Annotated in this window: 16 protein-coding genes, 1 CRISPR repeat array and 1 riboswitch; all 16 genes read left to right on the top strand. The window is 30.3% G+C overall.

Annotated elements, in window-relative coordinates; genetic code table 11:
• Nucleotides 1–161 precede the first annotated feature (161 nt).
• The 16 genes from JYK00_RS09510 to JYK00_RS09440 all read left to right on the top strand — a co-directional run bounded on the left by JYK00_RS09510 (nt 162) and on the right by JYK00_RS09440 (nt 16378).
• Entirely contained in the window at nt 162–677 is a 516-nt protein-coding gene (locus JYK00_RS09510) for a transcription repressor NadR (RefSeq protein ID WP_207566658.1), read from the top strand.
• Nucleotides 667–1935, top strand: coding sequence for an MFS transporter (locus JYK00_RS09505; RefSeq protein ID WP_207566657.1), 1269 nt, complete (start codon nt 667–669; stop codon nt 1933–1935). Before JYK00_RS09510 ends, JYK00_RS09505 begins: the two co-directional genes overlap by 11 nt.
• 321 nt (nt 1936–2256) lie before the next feature.
• The gene (locus tag JYK00_RS09805; RefSeq protein ID WP_228288161.1) at nt 2257–2400 is read left to right on the top strand and encodes a hypothetical protein; all 144 of its coding nucleotides are present in this window, start codon (nt 2257–2259) and stop codon (nt 2398–2400) included.
• A 45-nt stretch (nt 2401–2445) separates the two neighbouring features.
• Nucleotides 2446–3165, top strand: coding sequence for a CRISPR-associated endoribonuclease Cas6 (gene cas6, locus JYK00_RS09495; protein ID WP_228288235.1), 720 nt, complete (start codon nt 2446–2448; stop codon nt 3163–3165).
• A 93-nt stretch (nt 3166–3258) separates the two neighbouring features.
• Entirely contained in the window at nt 3259–5178 is a 1920-nt protein-coding gene (locus JYK00_RS09490; RefSeq protein ID WP_207566655.1) for a TIGR02556 family CRISPR-associated protein, read from the top strand.
• Nucleotides 5178–6158 (top strand): type I-B CRISPR-associated protein Cas7/Csh2, encoded by a 981-nt coding sequence (cas7b, locus tag JYK00_RS09485; RefSeq protein WP_207566654.1) that lies wholly within the window; start codon nt 5178–5180, stop codon nt 6156–6158. Before JYK00_RS09490 ends, cas7b begins: the two co-directional genes overlap by 1 nt.
• Nucleotides 6159–6171: 13 nt before the next feature.
• On the top strand, nt 6172–6903 hold the full coding sequence (gene cas5b / locus JYK00_RS09480; RefSeq protein WP_207566653.1) for a type I-B CRISPR-associated protein Cas5b: 732 nt from the start codon (nt 6172–6174) through the stop codon (nt 6901–6903).
• A 14-nt stretch (nt 6904–6917) separates the two neighbouring features.
• Nucleotides 6918–9284 carry a CRISPR-associated helicase Cas3' gene (gene cas3 / locus JYK00_RS09475; protein WP_207566652.1) on the top strand — a complete coding sequence of 789 codons (2367 nt, stop codon included), beginning with the start codon at nt 6918–6920 and terminating at the stop codon, nt 9282–9284.
• On the top strand, nt 9278–9784 hold the full coding sequence (gene cas4 / locus JYK00_RS09470) for a CRISPR-associated protein Cas4 (protein ID WP_207566651.1): 507 nt from the start codon (nt 9278–9280) through the stop codon (nt 9782–9784). The genes cas3 and cas4 overlap by 7 nt, the downstream gene beginning before the upstream one ends.
• 10 nt (nt 9785–9794) lie before the next feature.
• Entirely contained in the window at nt 9795–10196 is a 402-nt protein-coding gene (gene cas1 / locus JYK00_RS09860) for a CRISPR-associated endonuclease Cas1 (RefSeq protein WP_266097031.1), read from the top strand.
• Nucleotides 10197–10243: 47 nt separating this feature from the next.
• Nucleotides 10244–10780 (top strand): CRISPR-associated endonuclease Cas1, encoded by a 537-nt coding sequence (gene cas1, locus JYK00_RS09855; protein WP_266097021.1) that lies wholly within the window; start codon nt 10244–10246, stop codon nt 10778–10780.
• Nucleotides 10781–10795: 15 nt separating this feature from the next.
• On the top strand, nt 10796–11059 hold the full coding sequence (cas2, locus tag JYK00_RS09460) for a CRISPR-associated endonuclease Cas2 (RefSeq protein ID WP_207566650.1): 264 nt from the start codon (nt 10796–10798) through the stop codon (nt 11057–11059).
• A 220-nt stretch (nt 11060–11279) separates the two neighbouring features.
• Nucleotides 11280–13882: direct repeats of the CRISPR family, unit length 30 nt; unit sequence GTTTGCATATTACCTATGAGGGATTGAAAC.
• Nucleotides 13883–14283: 401 nt separating this feature from the next.
• Nucleotides 14284–14451, top strand: coding sequence for a hypothetical protein (locus JYK00_RS09455; protein ID WP_207566649.1), 168 nt, complete (start codon nt 14284–14286; stop codon nt 14449–14451).
• Nucleotides 14452–14658: 207 nt separating this feature from the next.
• On the top strand, nt 14659–14943 hold the full coding sequence (locus JYK00_RS09450) for a hypothetical protein (RefSeq protein WP_207566648.1): 285 nt from the start codon (nt 14659–14661) through the stop codon (nt 14941–14943).
• 320 nt (nt 14944–15263) lie between these two features.
• Nucleotides 15264–15374, top strand: a riboswitch (TPP riboswitch).
• A 46-nt stretch (nt 15375–15420) separates the two neighbouring features.
• Nucleotides 15421–15618 (top strand): sulfur carrier protein ThiS, encoded by a 198-nt coding sequence (gene thiS, locus JYK00_RS09445; RefSeq protein WP_207566647.1) that lies wholly within the window; start codon nt 15421–15423, stop codon nt 15616–15618.
• Complete coding sequence (locus JYK00_RS09440; RefSeq protein WP_207566646.1) at nt 15611–16378, top strand: thiazole synthase; 768 nt, start codon at nt 15611–15613, stop codon at nt 16376–16378. Before thiS ends, JYK00_RS09440 begins: the two co-directional genes overlap by 8 nt.

Here is a 16378-nt window from a genome sequence, read left to right as displayed (position 1 = left end):
GTTTTTACCAATATCAGTTTTTGTAACGTCTGCATTATCGTTGTATGAACTTTACACCTATTGACAGTTGCTGACAATGCACGTAGAATATTGATAGATAACTAATTAAAAAATGGTTATTGTAGTTATTTAGTAGTTATTTAGAGCATGGAGGTGAAATTATGAACCGATTAAACAAAATACTTGATATTCTTAAAAATGCAAGGGGGCCAGTTAAAGGGAAAGTTCTTGCAGAAAAATTAGGAGTTAGTCGTCAAATAATAGTTCAGGATATCTCCTCTTTGAAAGTTAAGGGTTATAAAATTTTTTCTACAAGGGATGGATATATACTTGAAAAAGATGAAAATACTGTTAGAAAGATGGTTGCAGTTAAACATACAGCAGATGAAATTTACGACGAATTGTTTTCAATAGTAAACGCTGGTGGGAAAATTATTGATGTTATTGTGGAACACCCAATATATGGGGAAATTACCGGGCGAATAGACATAGGTTCTTCTGACGATATTGCAAAATTCATGAGTTTGTTAAAATCTACCGGTGCAACTCCTTTATTGGAGCTTTCCGGCGGTATTCACATCCATACTATAGAGGCACCTGATGAATCAACTATGAAAAAAGTTTTAAAAGCTATTCAAAAGTATCTCATTGTTGGAGGTGAGGAAATTGAAGATTGATAATATTGTTGATAGGTATATTTCAAAAAAAGAACAGAAACGCCTTTTAATTCTTACTTCTATTTTCTGGATGATTGGAGCTGCTGGTGTAATGGTCCTGGCATTTGCTATACCGGATCTTTCTTCTGAGTGGAAAATTAGTTCACAAACATTGAGTTCTATTATAAGTTCAACCTTTATGGGCATGTTGCTTGGAGCATTATCTTCAGGTGTTATAGTCGATAGTATTGGAAGAAAATTTGGTTCTTTACTTTATTTATTGATCTCGGTTGTTTTTACTTTTAGTTTTGGATTTTCAAAATCACTTGAGGTTGCAATAATATTAAGATTTCTTTCTGGCGTAGGATATGGAGGCCTTTTACCATCAGTTAATACTTATCTTTCAGAGTACACATCTATAAAACTAAGAGGAAGATATCTGGTATTTCTGGAAACAAGCTGGGCTATAGGAAGTATAATTATAGCTCTTTTTGCTGTTACAATTGGAAACAAATTTGGGTGGAGATGGGACTTTTTTATATTCATAATCGGACTTTTTGCGATTATTCCCTTAATCAAAGAGAAAGAGACACCTAAATATATTTACAAAAAATTTGGAGTGAATGGGCTCAAAAAATGGTTTAACATCAAAGAAACTAATATTGAACCTCTTGAGGAAACAAGACTAACTTTTTCTTCGCTTTTTAGGAAAACTCATATAAAACATACATTTTTAATTATAATTACATGGTTTGTTGTTAGCTTTGTATACTATGCTCTTTTTTCATGGGCACCTAAAATCTTTGTTTCTCAACTTGGTATATCTGTAACTAAAGCAAAATGGTTCACATTCTATATGTATGTTGCACAACTTCCAGGTTATTTATCTGTTGCTTATTTTATAGAGAAATGGGGAAGAAAACCCACATTGGCAATCTATTTTATTGGAATGGGATTATCAGCATTTTTATTACCATTGGTAAGTGGTAATATCTCATTTTTGTTGATTATGCTTATTATTTCATTTTTTACCCTTGGAGTCTGGGGACTTGTTTATGCGTATACTCCAGAATTGTTCCCCACTCCAATGAGAGGTACTGCTAATGGAACAGCAGGTGCAATGGCAAGAGTAGCAGGAATAATTGCGCCTTATTTTACAGGTTATTTTATTGACAAATCAATGAGCATAGCTTTAACTGTAATAGCAATATTTTCCATACTGGCAGGAGTATCCGGCATTGTTTTAGGTACTGAGACAAAAAATAAACCTGTGAATTAAACCTTCACCAACTAAATTAATAAAAAATATAGCACTTATATAATCAGAAAGTGTAGGGGAAGTGAAGATTGCCCTACACTTTTTTATTATAACCGAAAAGGATTAAAAAACGCAGTAAAAGTAAAAAACTTACAAAATTTGATATGTAATAGCATTTTAAATACTGAATTTCAAGACAAATATTTGTAATATAGATTTGTTAAAAAATTTGTATAATGTTATAATTGTAAAGTAAAGGTAACTATTGCACAAATTAATCATTAAAAAGGAGGAATTATCATCAGAATCAAATTAGAGTTTATTTCTAAAAAGGATGTTATATTGCCTGTTGGGTTCAACAAATATCTGCAGGCATTGATATATAATATGTTTTCAATGAAGCTTAGAAAGTTTGTTCATGAAAAAGGTTTTGAAAGTTTTAGTAAAAGGGTGTACAGAGATGTTTATGAAATAAGAAAAAATTGAATTTGAAATAATTATTATATGAAAGGTGGTAGAGTAATCTTGCAAATGAAATTGACTTTTCAGTTTGAAAGTTTGTACTTACCTTTTTCTTATAATAGAATTTTACAATCGTTGGTACTAAAATGGTTAAATAATGAGAAATATGCAGAGTTTATCCATAATGAAGGGTTTAAATTTGGAAAAAGGAAGTATAAACTTTTTACATTTTCAAAGCTTTTTGGAAATTTTGAAATAGATAAAAGCAAAAAACTTTTCATATTTAAAAACCAAGCAGATTTTATTGTTTCTTCTCATGACGATAATTTTATGAAATATATTGCACTTTCATTTTTCAAAGAGCCATTTGTGTTTATTAAAAATCAAAAGGTGGAAGTAATAAATGTCCAAATAAAAAAATTCGAACCGTCTAATAAAATTAGAGTTGTTACTAAGTCTCCTGTGACTGTTTATTCAACGTATTATAAAAATGGTCGTAAATGGGTTAACTACTTTAGCCCGTTTGATCAAGAATTTTACAAGATTATCAGAGAAAATTTGATAAGAAAATATATGGCTTTTTATAAAAAGGAACCAAAAGGGAGTATCTGTATAAGACATATTGGAAAAAAGGCTAAAGAACAGGTAATTAATTATAAGAATACTGTGGTAAAAGGCTGGATTTCAACTTTTGAATTGGAGGGCGATGAAGAATTATTGGAATTAGCGTTTAATTCAGGGATAGGAAGTAAAAATTCTATTGGTTTTGGTTGTATAGATTTAATTTAAATAAGGGGCGGCTGAATTATTTTAGTTATATGGTGACTCAGAGTTGGATTGATTTGCAGATTTTTCTACTACATTATACACGGGGGTGTGATGATGCTAAACGGAATAATGGAAGTTGGGAAATTGCTAAAATTGCAAAATGAAGATGAATTAATTCAAAAAGTGAAAATCGATAAAAAATACAAAGCGGTTATAAAAACTAATTTTAAAGATGAAAAAATAGAATTTTCTATTTTTAAAATAGCTCCAGGTGAAAGTTATTTAGACGAGGAAACCATAAAAGAAATTCTCTGGGTTGGAAATACAAAAGGTTCATCACCGCAAAAACGTTTTACAAGTGATGATTTATCATATTTGGCTAAGTCAATCATTAATATTGAAAAAAGCTTATCAGAAAGTTCTCCATTAAAAAAAGAATTAAAAACTATTGCTGAAAAATTTTTAATTTTTCAAAATGACGTTCCCTATTTTAATCCATACCTCTTAGATTTTGAAAAATTGTCCGTTAGTAATAATTCAATGTTTAACGAGTTTATCAGTGAGTTGGATTCAGATTTAAAATCAAAAACACATGATCGAGATTTTAATAAGAAGTATCATAAAAAGATTAGTGATAACATTAGTAAATTGTTAACTTTAAACAAGAGAGATAAAATACTATTTACGGTATTCATAAATGATCACCCTTTATTTACGAATGAAGAGTATAAAGAGATTCTAAGGAAAGAATTGTTTGGCGATAATGATGAAAGTAGATTTTCTCAGGAAGGAGTTTGCTATTCTTGTGGGAAAAAAACTCTTTTAACAACTGATTTTGCAAAATTTAAGTTAAAGTTTTTTATTACACAAAAAACTTCGTTTGCAAGTGGGTTAAAATCTGAAGGTTTTATAAAAAATTACGCTCTTTGCTCTGATTGTTTTATGAATTTTTCTTTGGGGGAAACTTTTATAATTAATAGATTGAAAATTAAATTGGCTGGTGTTGATTGCTTTCTAATTCCAGAATTTGTTAGCAGTTTTACATCAGAAAACTTACCAAAACAGCTAAAGAATTTTTCAAAGAATATTATTGATTCTGTGAATAGTTTAAGTGATTTAGATATTTATAATAAGAGTTTTGATAGGTTATCTGTATTTTTAAAAAGAAAGGATTTATTGATGAATTTTGTTTTTTCGAAAATTGAAAATGCTTCTGTGAAAATTTTATTAATGATTCAGGATGTAAAACCCATGTGGTTAAAGATTTTGCTTGATAATTTAAGAAAAATTAATGAAGAATTTAGTACAGAGTTGTTTAGTAATTCAAGGTTTAATTTCACATTTAGGAATATAGAAAATATTTTTAAAATAAGAGGAAAAAATACTTCGAAATCTCTAATTCTTAATGTCCACAAGCAGTTGATTGGAGGATTAAAAATTGATTTTCCACTTTATATCCCAATATTTAACAATGTGGCAAAGGACTTATTTTACAACGATATAGAAACAAACCTGTTAAATCATATTATTAATACTCATGCATTTTTTAAATATATTACTTCACTAAATTTAAAACTTAATTACGGGGGTGAAAAAGTGTTAGAAAATGATATTATGGAGAAAATTTTGACTATTGATGAATCCTTAGAGAAATATATTAGAGCTTTAGAATTAAACGAACAAAAATTGGCTTTATTTTTATTAGGTATTCTTGTTGCATCAATTGGAGCTGAACAGTATAGAATTAGTTCAAAAAAGGTTATACTTGAAAAGATTAATTTTGGTGGTATGCCTTTCACAAAATTAAAGAGTTTTGCGATTCAAATTTTTGAGAAATTAAATCAGTATAAAATCTTAACCTGGGAAAATGAAAATTTGTATGCAGTAGCAAAGGAGCTACTGGATAAATCTGAAAAAGAGTGGAAATTGTCTCCAGCAGAGAACGTTTATTACATATTAAGTGGATACGCTTGGAAAACTCAAAGAATAATGAGTTTTGCTAATTCAAATAAAAAAGAGGAGGATGATAAATAATGGAAAATCAAGGACTTTTTGCGGAAAATTTGTTTTCAAAAAATTCTGATATTTTGTTTATTTATGATGCGCATTTATCTAATCCAAATGGTGATCCTGATGACGAAAATCGTCCTCGCTTTGATTATGATACCAGTAGAAATCTTGTAAGTGATGTAAGATTAAAAAGATATATTAGAGATTATTTACAAAATAAGGGGTATGAAATATTTGTTACAAAGATCGACAACAAAACGGTAGATTCAACAGGAAGAATAAAAAAATTGACTGAAAAATTAGGTAAGAATGAAGTTGCAAAAATTACCGAAGAAGATATACTAAATTCGTTTATAGATGTAAGACTGTTTGGGGCTACCATTACTTTGAAATCTAATAATAGTAGTAAAGGTTCTTCGTATACATTTACTGGTCCGGTTCAGTTTACATGGGGGTATTCTTTGCATCGGGCCCAATTGCTGGAATCTTCCGGAATAACTTCTATGTTTGCAGGAAGAACAGAAGGCGGAAAAGGCGAACATGGCACAATGGGGAAAGATTGGCGTGTTAAGTATTCACTTATAGGGTTCTATGGTTTAATAAGTGGTTGGAGAGCTAAGCATACTAAATTAACGTATAGTGACGTTGAAAAATTGGATGAAGCTGTTATAAAATCATTGAAACTTTTAACATCAACTAGAAGTAAAGTTGGACAGACTCCCCGGTTTTATTTGAGAATACAATATAAAGACGCTGAAACTTTGTTCGGTGATTTAAGAGATCTTGTTATTACTGAGGAGAAAGGAGAACATTTGCCAGCAAAGCCAGGAGATGTTGAATTAAGTTTTGAGCCGCTCATAGATTATATTTATCAAAATAAAGAAACAATTGAAAAAATAGTTTACTGGCAGGATGCAAATGCGACATTTATTAAAGAGAATTTTGCAGAGGTTTTAAAAGAAAAATTAGGGAGTGATGGAAAACTTTGTGAATTAAATATTTAGGGGATGGTCAAATATGAATAGAGCTCTTATTTTTGATGTTATTGGAAAAGCAGCACATTTTAGAAAATTTTATACAAATTCTTCATCATTATCATATTATTTTCCGCCAAAAACAGTATTAGCTGGAATGATTGCAGGCATGGTTGGTCTTGAAAGAGATTCGTATTATGATTTATTTGACGAAAAAGCTTTTTTAGCCGTAGAAATAAGAACACCTTTGAGGAAGAAAATTAACGTTGTGAGTTACTTGAAAATTATAGGTAACTCAAATAAAATTGAAGAGTTTAGAGGATTTAGCGATAGGACTCAAGTACCAGTGGAGTTTGTTTTTCCAAAATCTAAGTCTAACATAGTTTACAGAGTATATTTTTATCACGAAGATGAAAGATTATTTAATAGTTTGAAATCCAGATTGAAAGGTAAAAAATATATTTATCCACCTTATATGGGAATTACAGAATTACCGGCAAAAATTGAGTACGTTGGTGATTATGAAATTGTGAAGAATGAAAATATAAATGTTAAAGTAAAGACTGTTTTAAAATCAAGTTATTTTAAAAATATAGGATTTTTTGAATATTTGCAAAGAGATAGATGTCCAGAAGCTTTCAATAGTGATAGAACTTTAAAAAAGGTTTCTGATTATATTTTTTCACCAAATGCCACAGAAATAAGTTTTGAAAGTTTGGAAAAAGCTCTGATATATGATGTCCCGGCATTAAATGTTACAATTTCGTTTATGTGAAAAGGTGTGGGAATATGAATTTTTATGCAAGACCTAATCAGTTTTTAATTGAACATTTGCATAATGTTTCAAAAAATATGGTTGAACTTGCTTGTTCTTTACCTATATCTTTTTCAGATATAGAGTTAAAAGTTTTAAGATACATTGGATTATTCCATGATTTTGGCAAGTTTACAACTTATTTTCAAAAAAAATTAAAAGGTGAGAAAACACATTATTCTTCACATTCTTATCTTTCCTCAATTTTTTGTGGGGTATATCTTTACTTAGAGAAAACACCACCTCAATATATTATAAGCGCTATGATGGGTATAGAAGGACATCATAGCGCCTTATCTTATTTTGAAAAATTAGTACCTATTACAATAAGCAGTGAAAGTTTAAGCTTTGAAGAAATTTTTTATGAACATAGAGAATTTATTTATCAGTTTAAAGATATAAAAAGCAATTGGGGAGATATAGTTTTAGAATTTCAAAAAATAGGAGTAATTTTATCAGACGAAATAGTCAACGAAGAGATAATTATGGAAAGCCTGTCATATATCGTTGATGGTTATATAAGAATATTAGAAGAGGGAAAAGATGATAAGAGAGAGAAAATTGCGTTAAAAACTCAACTTTACTTTTCGTTACTTGTTGATAGTGATCAGAAAGATGCAGCGTGTATAGAAAATCCGCAAAGATTAAGTATACCTGAAAATATAGTTAATAAATATCTTGAAAATGTGATTAACAGAAATTTAGAAATTAATAAAATCAGAATGGAATTTTATAAAGCTGTAGAAAAAAATATATATAATAATCAAATAATAAAGAACTTTGGAAAAGTCTATACTTTAACTGCACCAACTGGGATAGGTAAGACTTTAGCAGTTCTTAATTTTGCTTTGAAACTTCGAAATTTAATTTATAAAGAACATGGATATTTACCAAGAATTATATATTCATTACCCTTTATCTCAATTATTGATCAGGTTTCAAAGGTACTTGATGAAGTTTTTTCTTTGATAAGCGACTACAAAGAAAAAAAGAATGAGTATTTACTTCCCTATCATCATTTGTCTTCTTATCATGAAAAAGATTCAGAATCAGATTTCGAAGAAGACTTCGAAAGTGATAAAATTCTTTTGTTTGATACCTGGCAGAGCGAGGTTATAGTTACCACTTTTTGGCAAATTGTACATACGATATTAGGTTATAAAAGTAAGAATTTAAAAAGATTTCATACGTTAGCGGGTTCAATAATAATATTAGATGAAATACAAAGTATTCCAATAGAAAAATTTGATCTGATAGAGAAGTTTATAGGTCTTGTTGCCGAGCAAATGGGAGCTATTTTTATATTTATGACTGCTACACAACCATTATTTAAACACCTTGAACCTATTGAATTAAATGCAATATTTGAAAAAACCTTTTCAATAATGGATAGAACTAAATTGAAGAAAATGTTTAATGTAAAAAGTTTGGAAGATTTGTTGAATATAATAGATTTAAATGACAAGTCGGCCTTATTTGTTTTTAATACTATTCCCCAATCAATAGAAAATTATAGAAAGTTAAAAGGTATATGTGACCAAAGAAAAGTGTTTTATCTTTCAACGAATATTACACCTAAAGAAAGAATAAAAAGAATTGGTGAAATAAAAGCTCTTCTTGAGAAAAAAGAAAAACCTATACTAATTTCAACTCAGGTTGTGGAAGCAGGAGTTGATTTGGATTTCGATGTGGTTTTCAGAGAAATCGGCCCTATTCATAGTATATTGCAAGCCGCTGGAAGATCAAATAGAAATTATATCAATAAGAATGTTTCGAGTGTGTATATAACAAATTTTGATGAATCAGCAGGTAAAAGAGTCTATGGAGCTGCTCATATTGTGGTTTCTAATAATATTTTAAAAATTTTTGAGGGGGAAATAAGTGAAAAAAATTATAAAGATCTTGTAAAACATTTTTTTGAAGAGCTCCAGAAATATTATTCTTCTGGAGAGTTTAAAGAGATTATCAACGCCTATAGGAATTTGGAGTTTAATTCCAAAATTACTGCAAGTTTAAGTGATTTTAAATTAATAGATGAAAAACCTTCTGTTAGTATATTTGTTATTCTTGATGAAGATGATGAAGAAATATTTAGTTTGTTTGAAGAAATTTTAAATAGTAAAGATTATTTATTTAAAAGAAAGATGTATTTAAAATATCGAAGAGAAATTGAAGGCAGGATAATAAATATTCCTCTGGAGAGAGCAAAGAAAAATCTACCACCTGCTGTAAATCATTATGAATCAATTAGATTTATAAATAGAGATAGCTTGCTTACTTATTATGATTTAGAAACCGGTTTCAAATTTAGTGAAACAAAAGGGGATGCTCTTATATGGTAAATTTAGAATCTGTAAAAGCCCATTGGCTTTCTTCTTATTTAATATGCCATCGTGAAGCCTGGCTTATTTCACATGGTATAGAAGGTTATCAGGACAACATTTATTTAGACTTAGGAAGGTTCATTCATGAGCACAGTTATTCAAAGGAGAAAAAAGAAGAAATTTCATTACCCGGCATGAAGATAGATATTTTATTGAAAGGTAGGAAAGGATATGTTCTCGGAGAAATAAAATCGTCTTCAAAAAAGTTATATGAAGCAAAGATACAACTGGCATATTATATTTTACGGTTGAAAGAATATAGTTTAAAAATTGAATCTGAAATAATTATTCCCAAAGAAAAAAAGAGAATAAAAGTAATTGTAGATGATTCTATAGAAAAGGAAGTATATAGTTTAGTTGAAGAAGTTATCAAGTTAGTTCAAAAGGAAAAGCCTCCAATTCCTATAAGGAAAAGTGTATGTTCTAAATGTGCATATTTTGAATTTTGTTGGGGATGAGAGTTTGGATGTGTTGTATATTAATTCGTCCGGAAGGTTAGAAAGAAAGCAAAATACTGTTGCTTTTATACAAAAAGATGGAAAAAGAAGATATCTACCAATTGAAAATTTAAAAGAGATTTATATTTTTGGTGAAGTAGATTTTAATAAAAAGTTTTTAGAATATATTTCTCAAAAAGGTATTTGTTTACATATTTTCAATTTCTATGGTTATTATGTTGGTAGTTTTTATCCAAGAGAAAAGTATAATAGTGGTTATGTTTTTGTAAAACAAGTAGAGAAATACTTGAACCCAGCTGAAAGATTGATATTGGCAAAAAAATTTGTTAAAGGAGCTGCCAGTAATTCAATTGAAAATCTTAAATATTACTCGAGATTTATTTCTGAGATAGGAGCAGTAATAAATTTATAAAGCAAACAATTAAAAAAATAGATTTAGTTGAAAATATTAACCAACTAATGGCTTTAGAAGGTCAAATTAAAAAAAATTATTATTCATCGTTTAATTTGATTTCAAAAACTGAATTATTTAAATTTGAAAAAAGGGATAAAAGACCGCCAAAAACACCTATAGATGCATTGATTAGCTTTGGGAATTCGTTAGTATATACTGTGTCTCTTAGTCAAATTTATCAAACTCATCTTGATCCACGGATTGGTTATTTACACACTTCAAATGATAGGAGTTTTTCTTTGAATCTTGATATTGCAGAAATTTACAAACCAATTTTAGCTGATAGGGTTTTATTTAATTTAATAAATAGAAACCAACTTAGCGAAAAACATTTTTCTAAACACACTAATGGAATATTTTTAAATGACAAAGGGCGAAAAATATTTCTGCAAGAATTTGAGAACAAACTGGGAACAACAGTTTATAATAGTTCTTTAAAAAGAAAAGTATCAATAAAGAGATTGATTAGGATTGAAGCTTATAAAATTGAAAAACACGTAATCGATGACGCGGAATATCAACCTACTGTTTTAAAATTTTAAAGAATGGTGGTTAGTATGTATATAATAATGGTTTACGATATTAAAGAAAAAAGAGTAGCAAAGATTTTAAAAATAGCAAGAAAATATCTTAATTGGGTTCAAAATTCAGTTTTAGAGGGAGAATTAACTAATTCACAATTTAGACGGTTAAAGTTCGAGATAAAGGAAAAACTTAATGTGGAAGAGGATTTTGTAATATATTTTATTCTTAAAAATTCTTCACTATTAAAAAAAGAAATAGAGGGAACACCAAAAGTCGAAAATACAAACTTTCTCTGATTTAGCACTCAAGTTTTGCAAATATTTTTTTTATGATCTTTTTTGGGGAAACCCTAAATGACGAAAATATATAGGGGGGTTTTAGGAATTTTAGTTTATATTGAGAAGCATTTGTCTATGCCATTTTCAATAAATTTGATTTGAAATTTTTCAAAAAAAGTAGTAAAATTATTTTTAGCAAAGGATTATAATTCTCGTTTATAATTTTATATTGCTAAGTGTTTGCATATTACCTATGAGGGATTGAAACGATGAGGCGAACTATGTTTTTAATTCGCGTTTTTGGCGTTTGCATATTACCTATGAGGGATTGAAACGAGGCTATAAAAAAAGTGACTTTTGTGACGCTAAAGTTTGCATATTACCTATGAGGGATTGAAACTAAAGTCCTCCATAAAAATATTTTGCACTGGAACAAGTTTGCATATTACCTATGAGGGATTGAAACAAGTTTGGGAAGGCCTCGAAACAACGTGGGAATGGGTTTGCATATTACCTATGAGGGATTGAAACGCTATTTTGGTGGTATAGTACAAACAACATGGGAAATAGTTTGCATATTACCTATGAGGGATTGAAACAATGCAATAGCCCAAGCTCTTGCCTGGGCTTATAAGTTTGCATATTACCTATGAGGGATTGAAACTAACAAATCTGTCGAAAAAGTGTGTGGGGGATGATGTTTGCATATTACCTATGAGGGATTGAAACTCCTATTACCTCCTTTTTTATCACGGCCGGCGGGCCGGTTTGCATATTACCTATGAGGGATTGAAACTTCCATTTTGAACAAACGAATATCGTCTTAAATCCAGTTTGCATATTACCTATGAGGGATTGAAACCTGCTTTTTTGCGGGCGAGAATTACTACCTTTTTGTTTGCATATTACCTATGAGGGATTGAAACTATATTTTCGCCAGGATATCTGCAATATCCTGTTTGAGTTTGCATATTACCTATGAGGGATTGAAACAACAAATGAAAAATGATTTGTTCGGGGAGTGAGAAAGTTTGCATATTACCTATGAGGGATTGAAACCGCTAATGTTGATTTTTCTGCGCCAAGTGGAGTAACGTTTGCATATTACCTATGAGGGATTGAAACTAAATAGTATGCTTTTTTCTTATTTGTGGTTCTACGTTTGCATATTACCTATGAGGGATTGAAACTTTTGATATGATAGGGAATTTGGTGGATGGTAGAAGTTTGCATATTACCTATGAGGGATTGAAACTAGGAATTCACAACTTGTCCATCGGTGTTCAAAGAAGTTTGCATATTACCTATGAGGGATTGAAACTATGATGGTGTGAACTTGACTCTAAAAGGTGGCACATTGTTTGCATATTACCTATGAGGGATTGAAACTATTCAAAAAATTCAGGTTGCCCAACAACCATAACAGTTTGCATATTACCTATGAGGGATTGAAACATCTTTCCAGTGCGTTTATCCTTTTCATTCCAGACGTTTGCATATTACCTATGAGGGATTGAAACTATTTTCTCTTATTATTTTTACATCTTCTCGACCTACGTTTGCATATTACCTATGAGGGATTGAAACTTACTAAAGTATGTAAAAAACTAATGAGCTTTTGGTTTGCATATTACCTATGAGGGATTGAAACATAGCAAATAAAATCTTTAATGGCGGAGATGGATATAAGTTTGCATATTACCTATGAGGGATTGAAACACGAGATATTTCTTATTTTTTGGCTTCTGGTCTTAGTTTGCATATTACCTATGAGGGATTGAAACCAAAAAAGAATTGGAGGTGGAAGTATGACAGAAAAAGAGTTTGCATATTACCTATGAGGGATTGAAACTTTTTTAGGAACAAAAATATTCTCAACATCAATCATGTTTGCATATTACCTATGAGGGATTGAAACTTTTTTAGGAACAAAAATATTCTCAACATCAATCATGTTTGCATATTACCTATGAGGGATTGAAACATAGCAAATAAAATCTTTAATGGTGGAGATGTATAGTTTGCATATTACCTATGAGGGATTGAAACATTGTAGACACTTCTATTACTGAAATTTCTAAAAGGTTTGCATATTACCTATGAGGGATTGAAACGTCGGCAAATCAGTTTCAACAATATCTGCTATGTTAGTTTGCATATTACCTATGAGGGATTGAAACTACATCCGGATTATGACTTTATGATTGCAAATATTGGTTTGCATATTACCTATGAGGGATTGAAACTTTATCAAAACTACATACGGTATAACCTGTAATTTGTTTGCATATTACCTATGAGGGATTGAAACTACATCATATTAAGCATAAAAGCTGTCTTGCCCATAGGTTTGCATATTACCTATGAGGGATTGAAACTAAAATTTGGAATGCAAAATGACAATTTAAAATTAGTTTGCATATTACCTATGAGGGATTGAAACATATACCGACTGTTAGCACAAACCATACTCATAGTAGTTTGCATATTACCTATGAGGGATTGAAACATAACAGCTTCGTACCCGTTGCCTGTGCCTTTATAGTTTGCATATTACCTATGAGGGATTGAAACAGAAATGCATCCACGAACGAAGATTAGCCGATACATGTTTGCATATTACCTATGAGGGATTGAAACTATTTAACAATTTAAATATTATATGAGGTGATAATATGTTTGCATATTACCTATGAGGGATTGAAACTATTGTATCCCTCCTTTCTAAATTTTTCCTTGTAGTGTTTGCATATTACCTATGAGGGATTGAAACGCTGTAACAGCAGGAATAGCACCAACTGAACCTGAAAAGTTTGCACATTACCTATGAGGGATTGAAACGCGTGAGCTATCCAGAATGGAAGCAGAAAAAATGGGTTTTTACCGTACCTATGAGGAATTGAAATCTACTATTATAATAAATCATCCCGGGTTCAGGATTCGGTTTTTACCGTACCTATGAGGAATTGAAACTGAAATAACGAAAACACGCATGAATAAAAGAAAAAGAACACCGTTTTTACCGTGCCTATGAGGAATTGAGCCCGTTAAAGGTGAAATATTGAAAAAGTTAGTAATTGACTCTAAAGATTAAGAGTATGAAGTGCGCAAATATATAGAAAATGCATAACAAATGCTCCTCATGTACTTATAGCACAAGCTAATGAAAACAGACTAACATCTAAGACTCCTTCTCAACTTTCCTTGGAATTTTTGAAAATTATTAAAAGGGAGTTAAAAAAATGAAAAAATTACCGGATTGGATTATTGAAGAACAGTATAATGAATTTGAAAAGTGGATTGATTATGATGAAAATGGTTGGGTTTTAAAACCAAATGCTCTTCAATTAGTCAAGAAACTTTTTGAAGAGTTAACTGAACCAGATGTAATAATAAAAAATTCCAAATAGAGATAAAAAAACTCTAAAATGTTTAGGAAAGATATAGCAGTTTTTAATTTATATATAAAGTTAGTAGGAACATTAAAGAGAGATATTGTGTCTCTCAATAGTATAAAACTTTGTATTGATTATTAATATGATGTTTGGCGAAATCAAGAGTGCTTATATAATACATGATAAACGGTTAAAAAAACAAATAAAGAGGTGGGTACTATTATGGAAAAGAAAAAAATAGACGCATTAATATATGCAAAGCAATATTATTCAGCTGTAAGGTACTACAAAATAGATCCATATTTTTCTGAGCATGCTGCGTTTTTCAGAAAAATGGCTATTAGAAAACTTAGAAAAGTTCATGATAAGCAAACTAAAAGGTTAGTAAAAACAACTATAAAAGAAACGGATCATTTATTAAGAAAAGAGAAAAAAGAATTTATAAGTACTTTGTCAAAGTTTTCTGATATGGATAAAAAAGAATTGAAATATTTAGAAAAGATATGAAAGGAGAATTATTGTAATAAAATCTTGTGCGCAAGGCTTTTCCACCATTGATTTCTGGATAATTTCCTGGTGATTTGTCAAACATTTGCCCTCAAAAAGTGATTTTTTATAAATAAAATTTTTCCCTTTTGGATAAATCGCTTTTTCCAATCGTAAAGAATTTTTTGAAAATTATGTGAATTTTTCCATTTTTTTAGGTTTATTTTTGCAAAGAATATTTAAAACAGCTATTCTATGTGATTTGTAGTTGTTCAAAGTATTGGCTTGAGTGGATTTAATTCCGATGCTATAATTTTGTTGTACATAGTAAAAGTAAATACACTTCTCCGCAGGGGAGCTGCTGATACCGCAGCTGAGAGTGGGGAGGAATCCCCTGACCCTTTGAACTTGACCTGGGTAATACCAGCGAAAGGAGCGGAGCAGAAGATAGAAAATCTCCTGCTTCGCGCAGGAGATTTTTTTAAGGGAGGTGGTTTCTTGAAAATAAGTGTAAATGGAAAAGAAAAAGTATGTAAAGCATCAAGTGTAAAAGAGCTTTTGGAAGAACTCTTGTTGGTAGATAAGCCTATTGTTGTGGTACTCAATGGAAATATAGTATCAGTAAAGGATTATCCAGAAATAAAATTATCTGAAAACGACAAAGTTGAGATTATTACTGTAGTGGGGGGTGGTTGATATTAAGTTTTATGGAGAAGAAATAGAAAATTTATTTTTTATGGGAACGGGTAAGTTTGGAAATTTTGATATTATGAAAAAAGCGATAGAAGAAGCCAACATAGAAGTTGTTACTGTTGCTGTAAGAAGAGCTTCTTACAGTGAAACAAATGAAAATATTCTTGATTATATAAATGCAAAGAAGATAATGATAAATACATCTGGTGCAAGAAGTGCAGAAGAAGCTTTATTCATAGCAAAAATAGGAAGAGAATTGATAAATACAAACTGGGTAAAAATAGAAATTATAAATGATACAAAGTATTTAATGCCAGACAACCAGGAAACTATAAAAGCTTGCAAATTGCTAACAGAGAATGGTTTTAACGTTTTTCCATATATGTATCCTGATTTATACGATGCAAGAAGAATGGTCGAAAACGGCGCGGAGGTTTTGATGCCACTTGGTTCACCAATAGGTACAAATAAAGGTTTTAAAACAAAAGAGCTCGTAAAGATTTTACTTAACGAGATGGATGTGAAAATAGTGATTGATGCTGGTATAGGTAAACCTTCACATGCGGCCGAAGTAATGGAAATGGGATGTCACGCAGTGCTGGCCAATACTGCTGTTTCTATATCCGATAATCCTGTGAAAATGGTAAAAGCATTTTCATATGCAGTTATGGCTGGAAGGTTGGCGTATCTGGCAGGAATACCAGAGGAAAAGGATTTTGCAGAAGCTTCTTCTCCATTATTTGGTTGTATAGGAAGGGATTGA

The sequence above is a fragment of the Thermosipho ferrireducens genome, assembly GCF_017358165.1.
Lineage (GTDB): Bacteria > Thermotogota > Thermotogae > Thermotogales > Fervidobacteriaceae > Thermosipho_B > Thermosipho_B ferrireducens.
Note: the sequence above shows the minus strand (reverse complement) of the source record. Positions and strands in the feature narration are given on the sequence as shown.

Bases quoted from the DNA above. Each gene is read 5' to 3' on its own strand.
- JYK00_RS09510 (WP_207566658.1), top strand. From the start codon at position 162: ATGAACCGATTAAACAAAATACTTGATATTCTTAAAAATGCAAGGGGG.
- cas6 (WP_228288235.1), top strand. From the start codon at position 2,446: ATGAAATTGACTTTTCAGTTTGAAAGTTTGTACTTACCTTTTTCTTAT.
- JYK00_RS09490 (WP_207566655.1), top strand. From the start codon at position 3,259: ATGCTAAACGGAATAATGGAAGTTGGGAAATTGCTAAAATTGCAAAAT.
- cas7b (WP_207566654.1), top strand. From the start codon at position 5,178: ATGGAAAATCAAGGACTTTTTGCGGAAAATTTGTTTTCAAAAAATTCT.
- cas5b (WP_207566653.1), top strand. From the start codon at position 6,172: ATGAATAGAGCTCTTATTTTTGATGTTATTGGAAAAGCAGCACATTTT.
- cas3 (WP_207566652.1), top strand. From the start codon at position 6,918: ATGAATTTTTATGCAAGACCTAATCAGTTTTTAATTGAACATTTGCAT.
- cas4 (WP_207566651.1), top strand. From the start codon at position 9,278: ATGGTAAATTTAGAATCTGTAAAAGCCCATTGGCTTTCTTCTTATTTA.
- cas1 (WP_266097021.1), top strand. From the start codon at position 10,244: ATGGCTTTAGAAGGTCAAATTAAAAAAAATTATTATTCATCGTTTAAT.
- cas2 (WP_207566650.1), top strand. From the start codon at position 10,796: ATGTATATAATAATGGTTTACGATATTAAAGAAAAAAGAGTAGCAAAG.
- JYK00_RS09455 (WP_207566649.1), top strand. From the start codon at position 14,284: ATGAAAAAATTACCGGATTGGATTATTGAAGAACAGTATAATGAATTT.
- JYK00_RS09450 (WP_207566648.1), top strand. From the start codon at position 14,659: ATGGAAAAGAAAAAAATAGACGCATTAATATATGCAAAGCAATATTAT.